Here is a 22,214-nt window from a genome sequence, read left to right on the forward strand (position 1 = left end):
ATGGCCGCGGACACCCCTCACGAGTCCGAGGCCCGCCGCGGGTCGGACGGCGACGGGTCGGCCCGGAGCGCCGAGTCGCGCGGTCTCGGGCCGGTCCCGCTCTCCGCCGCGAGCCGGCTTCGGCCGCTGCTCGGCCTGCTCGTCCCCGCCGCGCTGGTCGTCGGCTGGCACGTCGCGGTCGCGACCGGGGTCTTCGCGGCCCACCAGCTGCCGGCGCCGCTGCGGGTGGCGGAGACGCTCCGGGGGATGGCCGCCTCCGGCGAGCTGTGGGGCCACGTCGCGATCACGGTTCAGCGCGTCGTTCTCGGCGCCGGCCTCGGAATCGCCGTCGGAATTCTGTTCGGGACCGCGACCGGGCTCTCGCGGACCGCGAGCGACCTCCTCGACCCGCTCTTACAGAGCCTCAAGAACATCCCGTCGCTGGCGTGGGTGCCGCTGTTCCTCCTCTGGTTCGGCATCGGCGAGACCGCGAAGGTGCTGCTCATCGCCGTCGGCGCGTTCTTCCCGGTGTACCTCAACCTCTCGACCGGTATCGCCGCGGTCGACGAGGAGCTGCTGGAAGTCGCCGAGGTGTACGACCTCGGCCGCCTCGAGTCGCTGCGGCGGGTCGTGTTCCCGGCCGCGCTCCCGGACCTGCTCGTCGGGGTCCGCGGCGGCGTCGGGCTGGCGTGGATGTTCGTGGTCGCCGCGGAGCTGATCGCGGCGAGCCAGGGGATCGGGTTCCTGCTGAGCGACGGGCGGACCCTCGCGCGGCCCGACGTCATCGTCGGGTCGATCCTGCTCTTCGCGTTCCTCGGCAACTGCTCGGACCTCGCGGTGAAGGGAGTGAGAGACCGTGTCGTCGGACGCTGACGCCGACCTCGCGCCGCCGACCGCCGACGCCGCGCCCCCGGACGCGGACCCCGTCCTCGCGGTCGACGGCCTCCGGGTGCGGTACGACGACACCGTCGCGCTCGACGGCGTCGACCTCGCGGTCGTGGACGGGGAGTTCGTCGCCGTCGTCGGCCCGTCGGGCTGCGGCAAGTCGACGCTGCTCCGCGTGCTCTCGGGGCTCGAAGCCGAGTTCGGCGGGCGCGTCACGGTCGACGGGACGGACGTGCGCGACGGCGGCAGCGACGCGGTCGGGATGGTGTTCCAGGAGCCGCGGCTGCTCGACTGGGCGGACGTGCGCGAGAACGTCGCCGTCGGGCTCCCGGCCGACGTGGACCCGGATACCGAGGCGGCCCGCGAGCGCGTCGACGACCTGATCGAGACGGTCGGGCTCGACGGGTTCGCCGAGAGCCGCCCGGGCGAACTCTCCGGCGGCATGGCCCAGCGCGTCGCGCTCGCGCGCGGCCTCGCCTACGACCCGTCCGTGCTGCTGCTCGACGAGCCCTTCTCCGCGCTCGACCGCCTGACGAAGGCCGACCAGCAGGACCACCTGCTCGACGTGTGGGCGGAGCGGGGAACGACCGTCGTCCTCGTCACCCACGACGTCGAGGAGGCCGTCTACCTCGCGGACCGCGTCGCCGTCCTCGGCGGCCAGCCCGGCACGGTCGAGTCGGTCGTCGACGTGGACATCGACCGCCCCCGCGATCGGGCGGACGCCGACTTGGTCGCGCTCCGGCGCGAGGTGACGGCGGCGCTCGGTCGGTGAGGGCGCACCGCAGCGATCCCTGACGCGCACCGGCGGCGCCGCACGCCGATCCGCGGCGCCGCGCGCTGCCCGCCGCCTTCCGTCGCCTCGTGCCACCGCGTGTCGCGACGCGCGTTCCCACCGCGCGCCGGTTGCGGAGCGAAAGAAACGAACGTCGATCCGGCTTATTAATCGGCTTCCGGATCGGAATACGTCCCCGATCACCGGTGTGTGTATAATCTCCTTAAGGTGTAATGATGCCGGCGCTGTCCTGCGGTTCTTTCGGTTCCCCTCGCGGCGCGCCGAACTGCCGGTCCGCTCCGATTTTGCGATCGTCCAAACCGTTAAGTAGCCGACCGTCTTGTCGTGAGTCGATGACAGACATCACGGAGGCTTCGTCGGACACCCCGGCGGATCGAGTTCTTCCAGGGCACGATAGCTTCTAACGTCGACATAGGTCCGGTACGGATCTTCGACACGACCCTGCGAGACGGAGAACAGTCACCACGGACGTCGTTCAGCTACGACGAGAAACGCCGCATAGCGGCGACGCTGGACGACATGAACACCCACGTCATCGAGGCGGGGTTCCCGGTCAACTCGGACGCGGAGTTCGAGGCCGTCAGCGACATCGCCGCCGCGACGGACACCACCGTCTGCGGGCTGGCGCGGGTCGTCGAGGGCGACATCGACGCCGCGCTCGACTCCGGCGTCGAGATGGTCCACGTGTTCGTCTCCACCAGCGACGTCCAGCTGGAGGACTCGATGCACGCGACCCGCGAGGAGGCGAAGGGGCGCGCGGTCGACGCCGTCGAGCAGGTGAAAGACGCCGGCGTCGAGTGTATGTTCTCGCCGATGGACGCCACTCGGACGGACCCGGAGTACCTGATCGACATCGTCGAGGCCGTCTCCGACGCCGGCACCGACTGGATCAACATCCCCGACACCTGCGGCGTCGGGATGCCGACCAGCTTCGGCGAGACGGTGAAGGCCGTCGTGGAGGCGACCGACGCCCGCGTCGACGTCCACACCCACGACGACTTCGGGATGGCGGCGGCGAACGCCGTGGCCGGCTTCGAGAACGGCGCCGAGCAGGCGCAGGTGTCGGTCAACGGGATCGGCGAGCGCGCCGGCAACGCCGCCTACGAGGAAGTCGTCATGGCCGTCGAGTCGGTGTACGGCGTCGACACGGGCATCGACACGACCCAGATCACCAAGCTGGCCCGGATCGTCGAGGAGGCCTCGGACATCCCGGTGCCGGCGAACAAGCCGATCACCGGGCGGAACGCGTTCGCCCACGAGTCCGGCATCCACGCCGCGGGCGTCATCGAGAACGCCGACACGTTCGAGACCGGCGTGATGACCCCGGAGATGGTGGGCGCGGAGCGCGAGTTCGTGCTGGGCAAACACACCGGCACGCACAGCGTGCGCAAGCACTTGGTGGAGGCCGGCTTCGACCCGACGGACAGCGAGGTCCGGAAGATAACCAAGCGGGTCAAGGAGTACGGCGCCGGCAAGCGGCAGGTGACCGCCGGCGACGTCGAGCGGTTCGCCGAGGAGGCGGGCGTCGCGCGCGAGGAGGAGGTCCGGGTCTGATGGACCCCGTCCCGACCGGAGCGCCCCCCGAGCGACCGCGAGGACGGTCGCGGGAGCACCCGACCGAGGGGCCGCGCGCCGCCCGGCGCCGCGTCCCCCGACAGGAATTTATACCCCGGCCGCGTTGCCTCGGGCGAGATGCGACGGCGTTCCACGGCCGCGGCGCGCGCGAGCGTCCCGGGAGCCGTCGCGCCGATCATCGTAGGGGTCTGACCCCCTACACTACCCCTTCCTCACCGACGCGACGCACCGCCGAACGCCGGCGGCCGGACCGTTCCCGAACCCCGGAGTGCCGCGCTCGACGGGTCGAGGCCGCCCCCGGCCGCCCCGCGTTCGCAGCGACCGACACGACAACCCGCCAGATGCAACACCGCACACCACCACGACAATGAGCGACACAGCAGCACAGCCGCGATCCGACGCCGACGAGTCGGACGACGGCGCGACCGAGGAACCGACCGACCCGGACGACGGACCGGCCGCGGGCGCCGTCTCGACCGGCGCCGAGTCGGTCGTCGCCGCCCTCGAGGCCGCGGGCGCGAAGACCGCCTTCGGCGTTCAGGGCGGCGCGATCATGCCCGTCTACGACGCCCTGTACGACTCGTCGATCCGGCACGTGACGATGGCCCACGAGCAGGGCGCGGCCCACGCCGCCGACGCGTACGGCGTCGTCGCCGGCGAGCCGGGCCTCTGTATGGCCACGTCCGGCCCGGGCGCGACGAACCTCGTCACGGGCATCGCCGACGCCGACATGGACTCCGACGCGATGGTCGCGCTGACCGGCCAGGTCCCGACGGAGTTCGTCGGGAACGACGCGTTCCAGGAGACGGACACGATCGGGGTCACCCGCCCCATCACGAAGCACAACTACTTCGCGGGTGGGGCCGACACCGTCGGCGACACCGTCGGCGAGGCGTTCGAGCTGTCGCGGGCCGGACGCCCGGGGCCGACCCTCGTCGACCTCCCGAAGGACGTGACGCAGGACGAGACCGATCGGACGCCCGGGCCGGCGACGCCGCCCGCGGGGACCGACCCCGACCCGAACGCCGACGCCGACGCGGTCGAGGCGGCCGCGCGCGCCATCGAGGCCGCCGAGCGTCCCCTCTGTCTGTTCGGCGGCGGCGTCATCAAGGCCGACGCGAGCGACGAGGCGCGGACGTTCGCCCGGAGCTACGGGATCCCCGTGACCACGACGATGCCGGGGATCGGGTCGTTCCCCGAGGACGACGACCTCTCGCTCTCGTGGGCGGGGATGCACGGCACCGGCTACGCGAACCTCGCGATCACTCACACCGACTGCCTGATCGCGGTCGGGACGCGGTTCGACGACCGCCTCACGGGCGGCATCGACACGTTCGCGCCCGAGGCCGAGGTGATCCACGTCGACATAGACCCCGCGGAGATCAGCAAGAACGTCCACGCCGACTACCCGCTGATCGGCGACGCCGGGCGCGTGTTGGACCAGCTGACGGCGGCGGTCCGCGAGGCGCCCGACGCCGCCGCGTGGCGCGAGCGTTGCGAGGAGTGGAAGGAGACGTACCCGCTCACGTACGCGACGCCGGACGACGAGCCGCTGAAGCCGCAGTTCGTCGTCGAGGCGTTCGACGAGGCGACCGACGACGACACCATCGTGACGACCGGCGTCGGGCAACACCAGATGTGGGCCTCGCAGTTCTGGACGTACACGGAGCCTCGCACGTGGGTCTCCTCGCACGGGCTCGGCACGATGGGGTACGGCGTGCCCGCCGCGGTCGGCGCGCGCGTCGCCGCCGACACGATGGGCGAGGAGGACCGCGACGTCGTCTGCTTCGACGGCGACGGCTCCTTCCTAATGACGATGCAGGAGCTGTCGGTCGCGGTCCGGGAGGAGCTAGACGTCACCATCGCGGTGCTGAACAACGAGTACATCGGCATGGTGCGGCAGTGGCAGGACGCCTTCTACGAGGGGCGCCACATGGCGTCCGACTACACGTGGATGCCCGAGTTCGACAAGCTCGCGGAGGCGTTCGGCGCCCTCGGGCTGCGCGTCGACGACTACGACGAGGTCGCGCCCGCGGTCGAGGAAGCGCTCGACTACGAGGGGCCGGCCGTGGTCGACTTCCACGTCGACCCCGGGGAGAACGTCCTGCCGATGGTGCCGAGCGGCGGCGCGAACGGGAAGTTCGCGGCCGCGGAGGACCAGCTATGAGCGGCGACTCCCCGTCCGCCGGCGCGCCGGAGGCCGACTCGCGGCCCCTCCCCGACGAGCAGCCCGGGCCGGACGAGCGCGACCACCCCGAGGGGCGCCGGAATCTGGAGGGGATCCGGATCGACCCGGTCGTCGAGGCCGAACACGAGTCGCGGCGCGCGGTCATCTCGGCGCTCGTCGAGGACGAGCCCGGCGTGCTCGCGCGCGTCTCCGGACTCGTCTCCCGCCGGCAGTTCAACATCGAGAGCCTGACGGTCGGGCCGACGACCGTCGACGGCCACTCGCGGATCACGATGGTCGTCGAGGAGACGGACCCCGGCATCGACCAGATCGAAAAGCAGATGGCGAAGCTGAAGCCGGTCATCTCGGTCGGCGAGGTCGCGGGCGACGCGGTCACCTCGGAGCTCGTCCTGCTGAAGGTCGAGGCCGACGACCCCGCCGCGGTCCACGCCGTCTCCGAGATGTACGACGGCCGGACGGTCGACGCCGGCCCGGACACGATCACGGTCGAGCTCACCGGCGACAAGGCGAGCGTCGACAGCGCGATAAGCGCCTTCGACCGGTTCGGCATCGTCGAGATCGCGCGGACGGGCCCGACCGCCCTCGCGCGCGGCGACACCCCCACGGCGCCAGGAGAGAAACCCGGAACGGCCGGCGAGCCGACGACGCACGACGACTGACACGCGGACCCACGCGGACACAACACGATACACATGACCGAAGACGACACGCAGACGTTCGACTCGACAGTATACTACGACGACGACGCGGACGAGGAGGCCATCGCGCACAAGACGGTGGCCGTCCTCGGCTACGGCTCGCAGGGCCACGCCCACGCGCAGAACCTCGCCGACAGCGGGGTCGACGTGATCGTCGGCCTCCGGGAGGACAGCTCCTCGCGGGCCGCCGCCGAGAGCGACGGGCTCCGCGTCGAGACCCCCGCCGACGCGGCCGCCGAGGCCGACGTGGTGAGCGTCCTCGTCCCCGACACCGTCCAGCCGGACGTGTACGAGAACGCGATCGAACCGAACCTCGACGCGGGCGACACGCTGCAGTTCGCGCACGGGTTCAACATCCACTACAACCAGATCCAGCCGCCGGAGGACGTCGACGTGACGATGGTCGCGCCCAAGTCGCCCGGCCACCTCGTGCGCCGGAACTACGAGAACGACCAGGGGACGCCCGGCCTGCTCGCGGTGTATCAGGACGCGACCGGCGACGCCCGCGACGAGGGGCTCGCGTACGCGGCCGCCATCGGCTGTACGCGCGCCGGCGTCGTCGAGACGACGTTCCGCGAGGAGACCGAGACCGACCTGTTCGGCGAGCAGGCCGTCCTCTGTGGCGGCGTCACCTCGCTCGTCAAGCAGGGGTACGAGACGCTCGTCGACGCGGGCTACTCCCCCGAGATGGCGTACTTCGAGTGCCTCAACGAGCTGAAGCTCATCGTCGACCTGATGTACGAGGGCGGGCTCGGCGAGATGTGGGACTCCGTCTCCGACACGGCGGAGTACGGCGGGCTCACGCAGGGCGACGCGGTCGTCGACGAGCACGCCCGCGAGAACATGGAGGCGGTCTTAGAGAAGGTCCAGAACGGGCAGTTCGCCCGCGAGTGGATCGCCGAGAACCAGGCCGGGCGGCCCTCCTACACGCAGCTCCGGACCGCGGAGAAGAACCACGACATCGAGGCCGTCGGCGACGAGCTGCGCGGCCTGTTCGCGTGGGAGGAGTCGGCCGACGAGGACGAGGAGGAGTCGGCAGAGGTGACCGCCTGATGAGCGAGGGGACGCTGTACGACAAGGTGTGGGACCGACACAAGGTCACCGAACTCCCGAACGGGCAGGACCAGCTGTTCATCGGGCTCCACCTCGTCCACGAGGTGACGAGCCCGCAGGCGTTCGGCATGCTGCGCGAGCGCGATCTCGACGTCGCGTATCCCGACCGGACGTTCGCGACGACGGACCACATCGCGCCCACCGAGGCCGACAAGCGCGAGCGTCCCCTCGCCGACGACCAGGCCGAGGAGATGCTCTCCGCGCTCGAACGCAACGTGAGCGACAGCGGGATCACGTTCTTCGGCTTCGAGTCCGGCAAGCAGGGGATCACTCACGTCGTCGCCCCGGAACTCGGGCTCTCCCAGCCCGGGATGACCGTCGCCTGCGGCGACAGCCACACCGCGACCCACGGCGCGTTCGGCTCCATCGGCGTCGGCATCGGGACGAGCCAGATCCGCGACGTGCTCGCGACCGGCTGTATCGCCGCGGACAAGCAGAAGGTCCGCCGGGTCGACGTCGAGGGCGAGCTCGGCGAGGGCGTCTACGCGAAGGACGTGATCCTGAAAGTGATCCAGGACCTTGGCGTCGACGGCGGCGTCGGGCACGTGTACGAGTACGGCGGCCCCGCCATCGAGGCGCTCGACATGGAGGGCCGGCTCGCGGTGTGTAACATGTCCATCGAGGGCGGCGCCCGCGCCGGCTACATCAACCCGGACGAGACCACCTACGAGTACCTGAAGGGCCGCGAGTACGTCCCCGAGGGCGAGGCGTTCGAGGAGCGCAAGGCGTACTGGGAGTCGATCGCCTCCGACGACGACGCCGAGTACGACGACGTGGTCACCGTCGACGCCGACGGGCTCGACCCGCTCGTCACCTGGGGGATCAACCCCGGACAGGTGATCGAGATCTCGGAGCCGGTCCCACACCCGGACGACTTCGAGGCCCGGACCGACCGCGAGGCCGCGGCGCAGGCGCTCGACCACATGGAGATCGAGCCCGGCCAGTCGATGCTCGGCTACGACGTCGACGTGGCGTTCCTCGGCACCTGTACCAACGGCCGCCTCTCCGACTTCGAGGAGGCGGCGAAGATCTTGGAGGGGAACACGGTCGACGAGGACGTCCGCGCGCTGGCCGTCCCCGGCTCCGAGACCGTCCGCCAGCAGTGCGAGGAGCGCGGCATCGACCAGACGTTCATCGAGGCCGGCTTCCAGTGGCGCCGCGCCGGCTGTTCGATGTGCCTAGCGATGAACGACGACGCCCTGGAGGGCGACGAGGTGTGCGCCTCCTCGTCGAACCGGAACTTCATCGGGCGGCAGGGGTCGAAGGACGGCCGCACCGTCCTGATGAGCCCCGCGATGGTCGCGGCCGCGGCCGTCGAGGGCGAGGTCGCCGACGCGCGCGAGTACCTCGACGACGGGCCGACCGGGGGCGCCGGCGGCGTCGAGGAGGTGGCCGACTGATGAGCGCGAACGACGCAGACGACTTCCGTCGCGCGACTCCGTCGTGCGACGACGCCTTCGCCATCGGTCTCACCGGGGGTGAGACGCGATGAGCGAAGACCAGCACATCACCGAGGTGTCCGGCACGGGGGTCCCGATCCCCGGCGACGACGTCGACACCGACCAGATCCTGCCGGCGAAGTTCATGAAGGAGGTCACGTTCGACAACATGGCGGACTACCTCTTCTACGACGCCCGGCGGGACGACGACGGCGAGTTCAACGACCACCCCCTCAACCGCTTCGAGGGGGCGTCGATCGCGGTCGTCAACTCCAACTTCGGCTGCGGCTCCTCCCGGGAGCACGCGCCGCAGGCGATGATGCGGTGGGGGATCGACGGCGTCGTCGGCGAGTCGTACGCGGAGATCTTCCGCGACAACTGCAAGTCGCTGGGCATCCCGGCGGTCACGACGGACCACGAGACGGTCGTCGAACTCCAGGAGTGGATCGAGGCGAACCCCGACGGCGACATCGACGTGGACGTCGAGAACGAGACCGTCACCTACGGCGACACCGTCATCGACGTCGACGTCGACGACGCGATGCGCGAGGCCTTGGTCGAGGGGATCTGGGACACGACCGCGCTGATGTACTCGAACCGGAGCAAGGTCGACGAGACGGTCGCCGACCTGCCGTACGTCGAGGGGGACGACTGACCGGATGCCCGACGAGATAGTCGTCATCGAGGGCGACGGCATCGGCCGCGAGGTCGTGCCGGCCGCCGTCGAGGTGCTGGAGTCGCTCGACGTCGAGTTCGAGTTCGTCGCCGCCGACGCTGGCGACGCGACGAAGGCGGCGACCGGCGAGGCGCTCCCCGCCGAGACGTACGACCGCGTCGCCGGCGCGGACGCGACGCTGTTCGGCGCGGCCGGCGAGACGGCCGCCGACGTCATCCTCCCGCTGCGCGAGGCGGTCGACTCGTTCGTCAACGTCCGGCCCGCGAAGGCGTTCCCGGGCGTCGACGCGCTCCGCCCGGAGACGGACGTGGTGTTCCTCCGCGAGAACACCGAGGGCGTGTACTCGGGCCACGAGGACCGGCTCTCCGACGACCTCTCGACGCTGACGCGGGTCGTCACCTCGTCGGCGTCCCGGGAGCTGGCCGAGTACGCCTGCGAGTTCGTCCGCGACGGGCGCGGCCCCGCGGGCGACCCCGACGAGGGGTTCACGGTCGCGCACAAGGCGAACGTGATGCGCGAGACCGACGGCCGGTTCCGCGAGGAGGTGCTTGACGTGGCCGCCGAGCGCGGCGTCGACGCGGACGAGGAGCTGATGGACGCGTTCGCGACGAAGCTCCCGCTCGACCCGAGCGGGTACGGCGTGGTCGTCTGTCCGAACCTCGCGGGCGACGTGCTCTCCGACTTGGCCGCGGGACTCGTCGGCGGGCTGGGCCTGCTCCCCTCGGCGAACGTCGGCCACGACAACGCGCTGTTCGAGCCGGTCCACGGGACCGCGCCCGACATCGCCGGCGAGGGGGTCGCGAACCCCACGGCGGCGATCCTCTCGGCGGCCATGCTCCTGGAGTACCTCGGGCACGTCGAGGAGGGCCGGCGGGTGCGCGACGCGGTGGAGGGCGTCCTCTCCGACGGGCCTCGAACCGGCGACCTCGGCGGGTCGGCGACGACCGACGAGGTCACCGCGGCGGTCGTCGACCGCCTGTAAGGCGCGTTTCGCCGCCGATCGGTCCGGCTTCAGCGCTCGCGCCGCCGCGGGCGAACCACAAGACAAGAAACCCTGCGGCCCATCCGGCCGGATATGAGCAACTACGAAGTCGCGATGGAAGCCGCCTGGTTGGTCCGTGACGTCGAGGAGACCGACGACGCCATCGGCGTCGCGGTCAGCGAGGCCGGTAAGCGACTCAACGAGACGGACAAGCAGTACGTCGAGGTCGAGCCCGGCGTCACCGGCTGTCCGGCCTGCGGCGAGCCGTTCGACGCCGCGTTCCTCGCGGCCAACACGGCCCTCGTGGGACTCCTCTTGGAGATCGACATCTTCAACGCCGACAGCGAGGAGCACGCCGAGCGGATCGCGAAAAGCGAGGTCGGCGGCGCGCTCCGCGACGTGCCACTCGAAGTCATCGACGTCTTCGAGACGGAGGCGGACGAGGACGAGGAGGCGCCGGAGCGGTAAACGCGAGCGCGAGATCGGTCGGTGCCGAAAGCTTTTCTAATAACCTCGGGTAATTTAGCGGTATGGAACTGCCGACGCCCCAAGACCTCCGCGAGCGCCGGACCGCGCTGGAGCTGACCCAGAGCGAGCTCGCCGACGCCGCGGACGTCTCCCAGCCCCTCATCGCGCGGATCGAAGGCGGCGACGTCGACCCGCGGCTCTCGACGCTGCGCCGGATCGTCAACGCCCTCCAGGAGGCGGAAGGCGAGGTCGTCCGCGCGGCCGACCTGATGAACGAGACGGTGATCAGCGTCGCGCCGGACGACGCGGTGAGCGGGGCGGTCGAGCTGATGGAGGCGGAGGCGTACTCGCAGCTCCCCGTCCTCCAGAACGGCGTGCCCGTCGGGTCGATCAGCCAGGGCGACGTCGTCCACGCCGGCGAGAACGTCGGCGACCACCCCGTCAGCGAAGTGATGAGCGAGTCGTTCCCGACGGTCGCGCCGTCGGCGACCGTCGACGAGGTCCGGAACCTCCTCGACCACTACAAGGCTGTAATGGTCACCGACGGCGGCGAGACCGTCGGGATCATCACCGAGGCCGACATCGCCGCGCAGCTGTCGTAAGAGTTCGACGCGGGGCCGCGTTCACGACTCCAGACGCGCGGCCGCGCTCACTCCTCCCGGCGCTCGGAGAGCCGCTCCCAGATCTCCGTACAGCCCGCGCCGTCTTCCACGTCGTCGAGGTGTCCCCGGTCCGGTTCCTCCTCGTCGCCGTCGCGCTCGTCGTCCCGTCGGGAGCCGCCGCTTCCGTCTCCTCCCGTCTCGTCGTCCGCGGCGCCCCCGTCGGTCATCGTCATGAACTACGCCGACGGCGGTGATAAGGCGTCATTCGGCGGCACGCGACGCCGCCGCTCCGGGGCGGCCGCAACGCTCGCCGGTACCTCGGACGCGACCGTTCAGAGCTCCAGCCCGCGGATCGCGACCGTCGCGTCGCCGTCCGGGGCGTCGACTCCGGCCTCGACGCGGCCGATCACGCGGCCGTCCGTCTCCGCCGCCAGCGACTCCGCCGCGTCCGGCTCGACGGCGGCGACGAAGCCGGTCCCCATGTTGAACGTGCGGTGCATCTCCTCGTCGGAGACGTTCCCCTCGCGCCGAACGAACTCGAAGACGGGTTGGGGGTCGAACGCGTCCTCGACGACGTAGCGGCGGTCGCCGAGGCGTTCGAGGTTCGTCCAGCCGCCGCCGGTCACGTGGGCCGCGCCGCGCACGCCGTGGGCGCGCATCGGGTCGAGGAGGTCGGTGTAGACGGCGGTCGGTTCGAGCAGCGCCTCGCCGAGCGTCTCGTAGCCGTCGAACGGGCAGGGGTCGGCGTACTCGTGGTCGCGCGTCACGGCTTCTCGGGCGAGCGTGAGCCCGTTCGAGTGGATCCCCGACGAGCGCCAGCCGACCAGGGCGTCGCCCGGCTCCGCTCGCCCGTCGAACACGCCGTCCTTCGCGGCGAGGCCGGCGCAGGTGCCCGCCAGGTCGAGCCCGCTGACCACCTCCGGCATCACGGCCGTCTCGCCGCCGACGAGTTCGATGTCGGCGAGGTCGGCGCCGCGGGCAAGCCCCTCGCCGACCTGCTCGGCGAACCGCTCGTCAGGCTCGTCGACCGCGAGGTAGTCGACGAACGCGACGGGGCGGACGCCGGCCGCGACGAGGTCGTTGACGTTCATCGCGACGCAGTCGATGCCGACCGTCGAGTAGTCGCCGAGCGCCTCCGCGACGAGCAGCTTCGTCCCGACCCCGTCGGTCGCCAGCGCGAGGTAGCGGTCGCCGATGTCGAGCAGGCCGGCGTACTCGCTCCCGGAGCCCTCCGCCTCGGTGTCCGCGCCGACCGCGCCGATCAGCGCCGCGGTCGCGGCCTCGCTCGCGTCGATGTCGACGCCCGCGTCCGCGTAGGTGAGTTCGTCGTCGGCGTCCGGTCCCCCGTCGTCGCTCCCGTCGCCCTCGGTCATGTCTGTGGGGGCACGCCCGCGGAGCAAAAACGCACCGTTCCGCTGGGCCCGTCGCGGGCCGGTCGCGTCGCCCGTCAGAACGGCCCGCCGAACCCGAGGCCGAGGACGAAGACGAGCCCGAACGCGAGCAGCGCGGAGGGGACGAAGACGGCGGCCCACACCGGCTTGCTCCACGACAGCACCGTTTTCCCGTCGAGCGGGCCGTACGGGACGAGGTTGAACGCCGCGAGGAACGCGTTGATCGCGATGCCGCGCGCGCCGAGGACCGTGACGATCTCGCTCCCGACGATCCCGCCGAGCGCGAACAGCGGGAAGAAGACGGCCATCAGCCCGAGGTTCACGACGGGGCCGGCCAGCGCGATGTGGCCGTGCTCGCGGGGCGTCAGCCGGCCGCGGTGGTGGACGGCGCCCGGCGCGGCGAAAATGAACCCGAGGAGCGAGCTCATCACGGCGAGGAACAGCATGCTGTTGTCCGCGCGGAACTCCGCGACCTGGTCGTAGTGGACGGCGACGACCTTGTGCGCGACCTCGTGGAGGAGGAAGGCGACCCCGGCCGTCGAGAGGGCGACGAACAGCGGCGGGACCACGCCCGCCGCGAGGATGCGACCGATCCCGCCCGAGCCGCCGACGAAGAATAGCATGAACGCCACGCCGAGGGCGAGCCACGCGACGAGCAGGTCGCGGAGTTCGGTCCCGCTGAAGTACAGGCCGGCGATCCGGCGCCCGGAGACCGCGCTCCCGCCGCTCATGCGATCCCCCCCACGGCGCCGCGGACGAGGTCCGCGCCGTTTATGGCCCCCTCGACGAGCAGCCGGCCGACGTCCTCGACGCCGCCGACCTCGGCGCCGAACATCGCCGGGATGACGTACGCCGCGAACAGGAAGCTGGCGACGATGCTCCCGACGTTCGTCATCGCGACGACGACGATGAGCCGGAACAGCGGCACGTCGAGCATCGCGGAGACCAGCTCGGCGGCCGACCGCGTCTCGTCGGCGAGCAGGTCGTTGAGCGCGCCGATGTCGGCGACGTTGACCGTCAGGCTGCGAAGCTCGACGTAGCCGGTGAACCAGCCGGGCGCGAGCAGCGGGTTGATCGAGGTCAGCCACGCGACCGCGCCGCCGACGCCGGCCGAGAGCCAGCGCGCGCCCGCGACCTTCGCGAACGCGAACGCGAAGACGCCGTTGATAAGGAACCACGCGCCGAACAGGCGGAGCAGGAAGGCGTTCCCGGCTCCGCCCAGCGCGAGCAGGAGGAAGAAGCCGACGAAGCCGACGGTGATCGCGTAGCCGATCGCCTTCTTCCACGGGAGCCCGCGCCCGGACTCCTGGCCGACCAGACTTTCCATCGGCGGGAGCGTCGCGGGGTCGGCGAGGTAGCCCTCGATCCCCGCCCGGTGGCCGGCGCCGACGACGGCCACCACGTCGTGGCCGGCCTCGCGGAGCGCAACGAGCCGGTGGGCGATGAACGCGTCGCGCTCGTCGATGAGCGCCTCCGCGCCGCCCGGGGAGAACTGCCGGAACTCCTCCATCATCATCGTCACCACGTCCGTGTCGGTGAGGTCGGCCTCGTCGAGCTCCTCGATCCCGCCGGCCTCGGGGTCGACCTCGCCGCCGGCGAACGCGCCGACCGCGAGCGCGAGGACGGCCCCGACGACGAGCCCGAGGCCGATCCCGATCCCGAAGCCGCCGATGGCGGCCACGGGGAACCCGCCGAGGTACGTCGAGACGAGGCCGTTCGCGACGCCGGTGACCCCGGCCGCGACGCCGGCGGCCAGCCCGGTGCCGGCCGCGGCGTAGAGCCGCTGGTCCGGCGAGAGCGCGAGCGTACCGACCTGATCGACGGCGATGCCGACGACGAGCGCGACGAGGACGCCCGCGGCGACGCTCGTCAGCACCCCGGTCGTGATCCCGACGGCGCCGCCGAAGAGCCCGATCGCCGGGCCCGCGAGGATCCCGACCATGAGCCCGCCGATCACCCCGGCGACGCGGGGGTCGCTGACGCCGAACGCCAGCCCGCCCACGAGCCGGAGCTTCTCCGGTATCGTCATGCGCGCCCAGAACCGTTGGATCGTCGTCTGGATGTCGCGGTCGACCAAGGCGACGTCGATGCCGAGCGACTCGGCGACGTCGACGGCGGCCTTCATGTCTGCGCCCGGCTCGATGTCGAACCGCTCGCCCAGCTGCGTCTGGACGTACGAGAGCATCCAGTACGCCAGGAACTGGAACACGGTGTTCCCCTTGAGCAGGTCGCCGGCGTCGAGGTCGTCCGGGGTCTCGCCGTTGAGCTGCCGGTAGCGCCCCTCGTCGAGTTCGACGGCGACGACGTCGGGCCGCTCCCGCTCTATCGTCTCCTCGACCTCGTCGACGGAGCGCTCCGACACGTGCGCGGTCCCGACGACCGTGACGCTCCCCTCGCCGCCGGAGCGCGCGCGTCGCGTCGCCCCCTCCACGTCGCCGCCGTCGGCCCGCGGGGACCGGTCGGTCGACGGGGGCGCGTCGCCGCTCCCCCGTGACGTCTCTGTCATCACCCGTCGTACTCGGTCGCCGCGTTTAGGGTTTGTGAGTCGATCGCGGGATCCGCCCCGCGAGCGCCGACTCGTCCCCGACGATCCAACAAGTTTGTATCCTCACGCGCCCCATGAGAGCGTATGTCTCGGCTGTTGCCCTCCCTGCCGGACGCGACTCCCGAGGAGCGCGAACCCCGGGTCGTCGGCGTCGACGACGACGAGGCCGACGACCTCATCGCCGCCCTCGGCTCCGAGACGGCGCGGGCCATCCTCTCGACGCTCCACGACCGCCCGGCGACGAAGTCGGAGATCGCCGACGAGGTCGACACCTCGCTCCAGAACGTCCAGTACCACCTCTCGCGGCTCGACGAGGCCGACCTCGTCGACGTGGTCGACACCGCCTACTCGGAGAAGGGCCGCGAGATGGACGTGTACGCCGCTGCGGACGAGCCGCTCGTGCTGTTCGCGGGGGGGTCCGAGGAGTCGACCGGGATCAAGACCGCGCTCATGCGGCTGCTCGGCGGCTACGGGGTCATCGGGCTCGCGGCGGTCGCGGTCCAGCGCCTGCTCGCGGTCGGCTCGCTCGGCTCGCAGTTCACCGCCCGCTCCGGCGGCGGCGACGTGGGAACCGCCACCGCGGACGGCGGCGACGGCGGCGGTCCGACGGTCGAGAGCGTCCCGGACCAGAACACCGCCGCGGAGGGAGCCGACGGCGCGGTCGAGCTCGTCGGCGACCCGGTCGCGCAGTACGCCGTCTCGCTCGTCGAGCCGGGGGCCGTGTTCTTCCTCGGGGCCGCGCTCGTGTTCACGCTCGCGTGGGCGTACTGGTACCGCGCGTCGAACTGAGGCCGCGCGTGGGACAGCTATTCAAGCCGCCGCCACCACGTTCCCGTATGGAACACGAAGCCGAGGTCGTCGGGGTCGGTGCGGGCTCGGCGCCGAGCGGTGACGTCCCGGCGGTGATCCTCTCGGCGCGCGGCGAGTACGTCCCGATATTCGTCAGCGGCGACCAGGCGCGGTCGATCGGAATGGCGCTGGAGGGCGAACCGTTCGACCGACCGCTCACGCACGACCTCCTCGTGGACATCCTCACGGAGTTCGGGGGCGCGATCGACCGCGTCCGCGTCGACGACCTCCGCGACGGAACCTTCTACGCGAAGGTCGACGCCGAGCGCTACGACGACGGCGAGCCGGAGCGGTTCGTCTTCGACGCCCGCCCGTCGGACGCGCTCGCGCTGGCGGTCCGCGTCGACTGTCCGATCGTCGTCACCGACGAGGTGATAGACGAGGCCGGTCGGCCGCCGGACTCGATCCGGTTCGACGACGACGGACCCTCCGAGGAGCGGTAGCGTACTCGCGCCGCGTCCGCCGGCCGCCGCCCGTGCCGGAAGCCGGCCGTTCAAGTCGCCGGCCCTCCCACGACTGGCATGGACGAGACGGCCACGCTCGCCTCTTCGCACACCGAGATGACGGAGATGCTGCTCCCGAACGACACGAACAACCTCGGCCGCGCGCTCGGGGGCGCCGTGTTGCACTGGATGGACATCTGCGGCGCCATCGCCGGCATGCGCTTCGCGAACCGGCAGGTGGTCACCGCCTCGATGGACCACGTCGACTTCATCGCGCCCATCGAGATGGGCGAGGTCGCCATCGTCGAGGGGTACGTGTTCAACACCGGCCGGACGAGCGTCGACGTGAAGGTCGACGTGCGCGCCGAGAATCCCCGCACGGACGAGACGCGACGGACGACGACCTCCTACTTCACGTTCGTCGCGCTCAACGACGACGGGCGCCCCACGCCGGTCCCAGACTTGGACTGTCCCACCGAGGACGAGGCGGCCCTCCGCGACGACGCCATGGAGGGGCGCGAGGAGCAGCTCCGGCAGGTGGTCGACCGGTACGACCTCTGAGGGGAGCCGCCCGGCGCCTCACTCCGCGGAGCCGTCGACCACGTCGACGGTCGCGTTCGGGTCCCCGGACGACGCGACCGCGGCCTCGTGCGCCGTCAGCGCGCGCTCCGCGAGGGCGTCGAGCGCCTCGGGGCCGGCCAGGTGAGCCCCGCAGCCGCAGTCGGAGGCGCCGAACCCGTCGATCGGCCCGGGCGGCAGGCGCTCGGCGACCGCGCACTCGACGTCGACGCCGACGCTCCGCACGACGCGGTCGATCCGCGCCGCCGGGTGACTGAGAAGGTAGTCGACGTGCCAGTGTTGGGTCTCGCTGTCGCCGCGCGCGGTCCGGCGGTGCCTGTCGACCCGCGAGAACCCGCCAGGGCCCAGCGCGCTCCCCGTGTAGGCGTACGCGCCCGCCGGGAGCCGGTGGTCGCCGAGCGCCCCCGCCGTCACCGTCGCGTCCGCAGCGAGGCCGACGACGAGCGTGTAGCTGCCGCCGGTCGCGTCGCTCATCGGTCGCTCCCCGTCGCGGCCGCTGTCGGCGCCCCGGTCACGACAGCGCGGCCGGCGCCTCCGAGGCGGCCGTCCGGAGCGATCCCACCAGGTCGCCCGCCTCCTCGTCGAGGCGGTAGGTGTCGTGGAAGTCGTCCGGGTCGCGGGCGCGCCCCGACAGCGTCCCGACCACGTCGGCGATGCGGTCGTAGTTGTCGCGGACCAGCCCGCCGACGATCCCGGGGGTGCCCGCGCGGTCGGCCAGCTCCTCCGCGGCCGAGCGGCCGGCGTACACGCGGCGCTCTGCGGGGTCGACGAGCACCATCGCGAACGGCCGGGAGCCGAACTGCGCGTCGAGGAACGGCCCGACTGGGTCGGCCTCCCACGGGACCGCGACCACGCCGTCGAGCCGGCGCAGCGCGACCGCCGCGACCGAGCAGTACGGGCAGTCGCCGTCGAAGATCAACACCGGCGCGTCCGCGCCGGCCGGGTCGGTAGACATACGAAAACGTAGGGACTCGACCGGCTTAAGCGGCCGGTCGGGCGAACTCGTTCGGGCGCCGAGCGGCGCCGACTCCGCTCAGTGCGAGTGGCCGAGCGCGTCTTCGAGCGACTGCCCGAAGCGCTCCTCGAACAGCTCCGCGGCGGTCTCCTCCATCTCCGCGATGTCCTCGGGCACGTCGCCCTCGCTGTGGTGGACGATGACGTGTGCCTGCTGGGCCATCGCCTGGACGACCACGTCGGAGACGACGGCGGTCGAGGGCTCGCCCTGCTCGCTGAGCACGTCGACGAGGCCGGCGGGCAGTTCGAACGACTCTTCGTCACCGTCGGGGCCGGTGACCGTGTAGGTCTCGGTGTCTCCCATGGACGTGCCTGGCGGCCGGGACATAAGGGTCTGTGGAAACCGGACGCGAACCGGCTCACGCGACGGGAACGTCGGCCGCTCGCCGTCAGCCGTGCGCCGACACGGGCGTTCCGGAGGTCCCGGCGACGAGGACGCTCGCGAGGTACACCGCGATGGCCGTGACGACGATCGATCCCCCGGAGGGCAGCCCGAACCCGATCGAGATCGCGAAGCCGCCCAGCACCGACAGCTGTCCGAAGATCACGCCGAGGTACATCGTCTCGCGGAAGCTCCGCGCGACCTGCGAGGCGGCCGCGACGGGGACGACCAGCATCGCGGCGACGAGGATGACGCCGAGCACCTGCATCGCGCCGACAACGACGACCGCGGTCAGCACCACCAGCAGGGTGTTGTAGCCGGTGACGTTCAGCTGGGCGACCCGCGCGGCCTGCTCGTCGAAGGTGATGAAGAGGAGCTGTTTGTACGCCAGCGCCACGCCCGCGACGACCGCGAGCGAGAGCGCGCCCATCAGGCGCGCGCCCTCCGGCGTGACGACCGCGAGGTTCCCGAACAGGTACCCCTGAATGTTGACGCCCGTGAGCCCGTCGCCGTAGCTGATGATCAGCGTGCCGACCGCGAAGCTCCCGCTGAGCATGATCGCGATGGGCACGTCGCCGTAGGCGTCGGTGCGCTCCGTGAGCCACTGGACCGCGAGCGCGCCGAGGACGCCGACCGCGAGCGCGACGAGCAGCAGCGACCCGTTCCACCCGGTCGAGGAGGTGACGAGGATGCCGACCGCGACGCCCGCGAACGCGGTGTGCGCGAGCGTCTCGCCGATCAGCGCCATCTCGCGGTGGACGAGGAACGACCCGACGAGCGGGGCGACGATCCCGACGAGCACCCCCACCGCCATCGACTGCCACATGACCGGGTGCCGGAACACGTTGGTGCCGAGCGCGGCGTCCATCCCCCGACCGACCGAGCGGAACGCGGCGTACAGCTCGCTCGCGACCGGGAGGTCCTGCGCCCAGTAGAGCAGGAGGAACCCGAGCATCCCGACCGCGACGACGGCCGTGATCCCGACGCCCGCGAGCTCGGCGGTCCGGCGTCGGCCCCGACCGCGGGAGGCCGCGTCGCGCGCGGAGCTCTCGCCGTCCGCCGCCGCGGACTCTCCGCTCATCAGTGGTGGTGGTGGACGACCTGTCCGGTCGTGCCGTACGCCTCGGCGAGGGCGTCGCTCTCGACGAACGACTCGGTGTCGCCGTGGTGGTACAGCTCGGTGTTGACGCAGGCGATGCGGTTCGCGCGGTCGGTGACGACGCCGATGTCGTGCTCGATGAGGATGATCGTTATCCCGTCGCCGTTGAGCTCGTCGAGGAGCGCGTAGAAGGCGTCGCGCGACTCGGCGTCGACGCCGACGGTCGGCTCGTCGAGCGCGAGCAGGTCCGCGTCGCTCGCCAGGGCGCGAGCGATGTACGCCCGCTGCTTCTGGCCGCCGGACAGCTCCGAGACGAGCCGGTCCGTCAGGTCACCGATGCCGACCGTTTCGATGGCGTCCGCGACGGCGGCGCGGTCGGCCGCCGAGAGCCGGCCCCGCCCGGCGTGCGCGAACCGGCCCATGGTGACGCACTCGCGGACGGTGACCGGCATCGCGCCGCCCCGGCTGGTCGCCTTCTGAGAGACGTAGCCGATCCGCCCGCCGTCGTCGAACTCCTCGACGGGGCGACCGAACAGCTCGACCGACCCCGCGTCGGGCTCGTGGAGCCCGAGCATGAGGTGGAGGAGCGTGGTCTTCCCGGAGCCGTTCGGCCCGACGAGCCCGAGGAACTCCCCCTCTTCGACGGTGAGAGAGACGTCTCTCACGGCGACGGTGTCGCCGTAGGCGAACGTCACGCCGTCGAGGTCGACGATTGCGCTCACTGCGTGTGCCGGACCTGGGTCGGCCGCACGTTTAGCTCTTTTACTCCGCCGCCGGCGCCGTCGGCGGGCCGCGCCGCGGGCGGAGCGAGCGGCGACCGGGTCACTGCGCGCCGAACGCCCGCTCGAAGGCGGGGACGTTGATCTCGGTCATCTGGTCGACGTACCCGTAGCCGGCGTCGTTCCACTCCCGCGTCGTCCCCCCGGCGGGCGTGACGGGGACCGCCTCCGTCGCGTCGCTGTTCTCCACGATCGACTCGGCGAGCCGGGGCGACTGGAAGCGGTCGTACAGCACGACCTCGATCCCCTCGCTGTCGACGATGTCGATCGTGTCGGCGATCTCGGACTGCGTCGGCTCGTTCTGCGGCGAGACCCCGACCGGCGAGTGGAGCCGGAAGCCGTAGCGCGCCTCCAGGTACTGGAAGGAGTTGTGGCCCGCCAACACCGCCACGTCGCGCTCGGCGCGCTCGGCGATCGACTCGAACGCGTCGTCGATCGCGCCGAGTTCCTCGGCGTACGCCTCGGCGTTGGCGGCGTACGCCTCGGCGTGCTCCGGGTCCGCCTCGCCGAGCCCCGCGGCGATCGTCTCGACCATCTCGGCCGCGAGGACCGGGTCGACCCAGACGTGCGGGTCGTGCCGGGTCTCGCCGCCGTGGTCGTGGCCCTCGTGGTCGTCGCCCTCGTGGTCGTCGCCCTCGTGGGTGCCGCCTTCCCCGTCGTGGTCCTCGCCGTCGTGATTGCCGCCCTCTCCGCCGTGGCTGTGGTCCCATTCGAGCAGATCGCCCTCCAGTCCGTCGAGCACGTCGACCACGGCGACGGAGTCGTAGTCGCTCTCCAGCGTCGCCGCGAGGTCCTGCGCCCACGAGAACTCCGGGCTGTCGAGGTAGACGAAGGCGTCCGTCGCGGCGACCTCGGCGGCGAGCGTTCCGTCCGGCGTCCACCCGTGGCCGAGCTGACCCACGTCGACAGGGTCCTCGAACGTCGCGTTCTCGCCCGCGACCTCGTTGGCCCAGTCGTTGAGGGTGAAGAAGGCGGCGTAGCCCGAGTCGAACCCCTCGGCGCCGCCGGTTCCCCCGCCCGAGCATCCCGCCAGCGACGCCGCCGAGCCCGCGACCGCGAGCCCGGCGCCGCGCCGCAGCACCGACCGTCGTGAGTGAGTCATACCGATCCGTATCGCAGATTAATAGAAAAAGGTTATTATTTCACAAGACATAGTTAATAACTCAGTCGCCGAGAGCGCGCTCGCTTAACAACGCGCCGGCGGCTCCGCGCGCCGGGAACGTCGCTACTCACTCCGTGAGGTCGACGACGGTCGCGTCCGCGAGGTCGGCGAGCGCGTCCGGACCGATCGCGAACACAGCGCTGGGCGTCCCGGCGGCGGCGTAGACGGTGTCGTACTCGGCCAACGTCGGGTCGAAGACGGTCGGGAGCGCGGCGTCGTGCCCGATGGGCGGGACGCCGCCGATGCTCCACCCGACGACCTCGCGGACCCGCTCCGGGTCGCCCATCTCGGCGGCGTCGGCCTCGAAGAAGTCGGCGACCGCGTCGAGGTCCAGTCGGTTCGCGCCGCTCGTGATCGCCGCGACGTGCGCCCCCTCTCGGTCGCCGCCGACGAGGGAGACGACGATGGTCGACGCGACGGCGCCCGTCTCGCAGCCGACGGCGTCGGCCGCGGCGGCCGCCGTCTCCGTGCCCGCGTCGAACTCCAGCACGTCGACGTCGACGTCGACGCCGTGCCGCTCCGCCGCCAGTTCTTCAAACTCCGCCGCGCGTGGATGCATGCGATCCGAGCCGC

At 71.6% G+C, this 22,214-nt stretch carries 25 protein-coding genes; 14 read left to right on the plus strand and 11 right to left on the minus strand.

Annotation, left to right across the window (positions count from 1 at the left end):
* From EXE50_RS01375 to EXE50_RS01425, 11 genes are all read left to right on the plus strand, one after another.
* Entirely contained in the window at positions 1-852 is an 852-nt protein-coding gene (locus tag EXE50_RS01375) for an ABC transporter permease (RefSeq protein WP_053772170.1), read from the plus strand.
* Entirely contained in the window at positions 836-1,636 is an 801-nt protein-coding gene (locus EXE50_RS01380) for an ABC transporter ATP-binding protein (RefSeq protein ID WP_053772169.1), read from the plus strand. The genes EXE50_RS01375 and EXE50_RS01380 overlap by 17 nt, the downstream gene beginning before the upstream one ends.
* Positions 1,637-2,050: 414 nt before the next feature.
* Positions 2,051-3,211 (plus strand): LeuA family protein, encoded by a 1,161-nt coding sequence (locus tag EXE50_RS01385; protein ID WP_199241413.1) that lies wholly within the window; start codon positions 2,051-2,053, stop codon positions 3,209-3,211.
* 388 nt (positions 3,212-3,599) lie between these two features.
* Positions 3,600-5,399, plus strand: coding sequence for a biosynthetic-type acetolactate synthase large subunit (gene ilvB / locus EXE50_RS01390; protein WP_053772167.1), 1,800 nt, complete (start codon positions 3,600-3,602; stop codon positions 5,397-5,399).
* Positions 5,396-6,079 (plus strand): acetolactate synthase small subunit, encoded by a 684-nt coding sequence (gene ilvN, locus EXE50_RS01395; RefSeq protein ID WP_053772166.1) that lies wholly within the window; start codon positions 5,396-5,398, stop codon positions 6,077-6,079. Before ilvB ends, ilvN begins: the two co-directional genes overlap by 4 nt.
* Positions 6,080-6,112: 33 nt before the next feature.
* The gene (gene ilvC / locus EXE50_RS01400) at positions 6,113-7,171 is read left to right on the plus strand and encodes a ketol-acid reductoisomerase (RefSeq protein ID WP_053772165.1); all 1,059 of its coding nucleotides are present in this window, start codon (positions 6,113-6,115) and stop codon (positions 7,169-7,171) included.
* Positions 7,171-8,631, plus strand: a complete 1,461-nt coding sequence (gene leuC / locus EXE50_RS01405) for a 3-isopropylmalate dehydratase large subunit (RefSeq protein WP_137704155.1) — start codon at positions 7,171-7,173, stop codon at positions 8,629-8,631. Before ilvC ends, leuC begins: the two co-directional genes overlap by 1 nt.
* A gap of 88 nt (positions 8,632-8,719) precedes the next feature.
* Positions 8,720-9,325, plus strand: coding sequence for a 3-isopropylmalate dehydratase small subunit (gene leuD, locus EXE50_RS01410; protein WP_053772163.1), 606 nt, complete (start codon positions 8,720-8,722; stop codon positions 9,323-9,325).
* Between the two features lie 4 nt (positions 9,326-9,329).
* Complete coding sequence (locus EXE50_RS01415; RefSeq protein WP_053772162.1) at positions 9,330-10,328, plus strand: isocitrate/isopropylmalate family dehydrogenase; 999 nt, start codon at positions 9,330-9,332, stop codon at positions 10,326-10,328.
* 93 nt (positions 10,329-10,421) lie between these two features.
* Complete coding sequence (locus EXE50_RS01420) at positions 10,422-10,796, plus strand: DUF555 domain-containing protein (protein ID WP_121598975.1); 375 nt, start codon at positions 10,422-10,424, stop codon at positions 10,794-10,796.
* Between the two features lie 62 nt (positions 10,797-10,858).
* On the plus strand, positions 10,859-11,398 hold the full coding sequence (locus tag EXE50_RS01425; RefSeq protein ID WP_006628588.1) for a CBS domain-containing protein: 540 nt from the start codon (positions 10,859-10,861) through the stop codon (positions 11,396-11,398).
* Positions 11,399-11,445: 47 nt separating this feature from the next.
* Here the strand turns inward: EXE50_RS01425 and EXE50_RS01430 are convergent, their stop codons facing one another.
* The 4 genes from EXE50_RS01430 to EXE50_RS01445 all read right to left on the minus strand — a co-directional run bounded on the left by EXE50_RS01430 (position 11,446) and on the right by EXE50_RS01445 (position 15,295).
* Positions 11,446-11,625 (minus strand): hypothetical protein, encoded by a 180-nt coding sequence (locus EXE50_RS01430; protein ID WP_053772160.1) that lies wholly within the window; start codon positions 11,623-11,625, stop codon positions 11,446-11,448.
* Positions 11,626-11,730: 105 nt separating this feature from the next.
* On the minus strand, positions 11,731-12,771 hold the full coding sequence (gene purM, locus EXE50_RS01435; protein ID WP_121598973.1) for a phosphoribosylformylglycinamidine cyclo-ligase: 1,041 nt from the start codon (positions 12,769-12,771) through the stop codon (positions 11,731-11,733).
* A gap of 74 nt (positions 12,772-12,845) precedes the next feature.
* Positions 12,846-13,520, minus strand: coding sequence for a metalloprotease (locus tag EXE50_RS01440; protein WP_053772158.1), 675 nt, complete (start codon positions 13,518-13,520; stop codon positions 12,846-12,848).
* On the minus strand, positions 13,517-15,295 hold the full coding sequence (locus tag EXE50_RS01445) for a TraB/GumN family protein (protein ID WP_137704156.1): 1,779 nt from the start codon (positions 15,293-15,295) through the stop codon (positions 13,517-13,519). The genes EXE50_RS01440 and EXE50_RS01445 overlap by 4 nt, the downstream gene beginning before the upstream one ends.
* A gap of 123 nt (positions 15,296-15,418) precedes the next feature.
* Here EXE50_RS01445 and EXE50_RS01450 point away from each other — a divergent pair, with 123 nt between their 5' ends.
* The 3 genes from EXE50_RS01450 to EXE50_RS01460 all read left to right on the plus strand — a co-directional run bounded on the left by EXE50_RS01450 (position 15,419) and on the right by EXE50_RS01460 (position 17,187).
* Positions 15,419-16,123: a winged helix-turn-helix domain-containing protein gene (locus EXE50_RS01450; protein WP_053772156.1), complete on the plus strand. Its 705-nt coding sequence runs from the start codon at positions 15,419-15,421 to the stop codon at positions 16,121-16,123.
* Between the two features lie 47 nt (positions 16,124-16,170).
* Positions 16,171-16,626 (plus strand): bifunctional nuclease family protein, encoded by a 456-nt coding sequence (locus tag EXE50_RS01455; protein ID WP_053772155.1) that lies wholly within the window; start codon positions 16,171-16,173, stop codon positions 16,624-16,626.
* Between the two features lie 78 nt (positions 16,627-16,704).
* Positions 16,705-17,187 (plus strand): acyl-CoA thioesterase, encoded by a 483-nt coding sequence (locus EXE50_RS01460; RefSeq protein ID WP_053772154.1) that lies wholly within the window; start codon positions 16,705-16,707, stop codon positions 17,185-17,187.
* 18 nt (positions 17,188-17,205) lie between these two features.
* On the opposite strand, the gene EXE50_RS01465 is transcribed toward EXE50_RS01460, so the two are convergent.
* The 7 genes from EXE50_RS01465 to EXE50_RS01495 form a co-directional block, all read right to left on the minus strand.
* Positions 17,206-17,679: a DUF123 domain-containing protein gene (locus EXE50_RS01465; protein WP_137704157.1), complete on the minus strand. Its 474-nt coding sequence runs from the start codon at positions 17,677-17,679 to the stop codon at positions 17,206-17,208.
* A 37-nt stretch (positions 17,680-17,716) separates the two neighbouring features.
* Positions 17,717-18,160 carry a hypothetical protein gene (locus EXE50_RS01470; RefSeq protein ID WP_053772152.1) on the minus strand — a complete coding sequence of 148 codons (444 nt, stop codon included), beginning with the start codon at positions 18,158-18,160 and terminating at the stop codon, positions 17,717-17,719.
* Between the two features lie 78 nt (positions 18,161-18,238).
* On the minus strand, positions 18,239-18,523 hold the full coding sequence (locus EXE50_RS01475) for a hypothetical protein (RefSeq protein ID WP_121562133.1): 285 nt from the start codon (positions 18,521-18,523) through the stop codon (positions 18,239-18,241).
* A gap of 85 nt (positions 18,524-18,608) precedes the next feature.
* Positions 18,609-19,682: a metal ABC transporter permease gene (locus EXE50_RS01480; protein ID WP_137704158.1), complete on the minus strand. Its 1,074-nt coding sequence runs from the start codon at positions 19,680-19,682 to the stop codon at positions 18,609-18,611.
* Positions 19,682-20,422, minus strand: a complete 741-nt coding sequence (locus tag EXE50_RS01485; RefSeq protein WP_053772149.1) for a metal ABC transporter ATP-binding protein — start codon at positions 20,420-20,422, stop codon at positions 19,682-19,684. The genes EXE50_RS01480 and EXE50_RS01485 overlap by 1 nt, the downstream gene beginning before the upstream one ends.
* Before the next feature lie 100 nt (positions 20,423-20,522).
* Positions 20,523-21,581 carry a metal ABC transporter solute-binding protein, Zn/Mn family gene (locus tag EXE50_RS01490; protein WP_053772148.1) on the minus strand — a complete coding sequence of 353 codons (1,059 nt, stop codon included), beginning with the start codon at positions 21,579-21,581 and terminating at the stop codon, positions 20,523-20,525.
* Positions 21,582-21,708: 127 nt separating this feature from the next.
* The gene (locus EXE50_RS01495) at positions 21,709-22,200 is read right to left on the minus strand and encodes a YbaK/EbsC family protein (RefSeq protein ID WP_053772147.1); all 492 of its coding nucleotides are present in this window, start codon (positions 22,198-22,200) and stop codon (positions 21,709-21,711) included.
* Between the last annotated feature and the right edge of the window lie 14 nt (positions 22,201-22,214).

The organism is Halorubrum sp. ARQ200 (genome assembly GCF_005435115.1).
GTDB lineage: Archaea > Halobacteriota > Halobacteria > Halobacteriales > Haloferacaceae > Halorubrum > Halorubrum tropicale.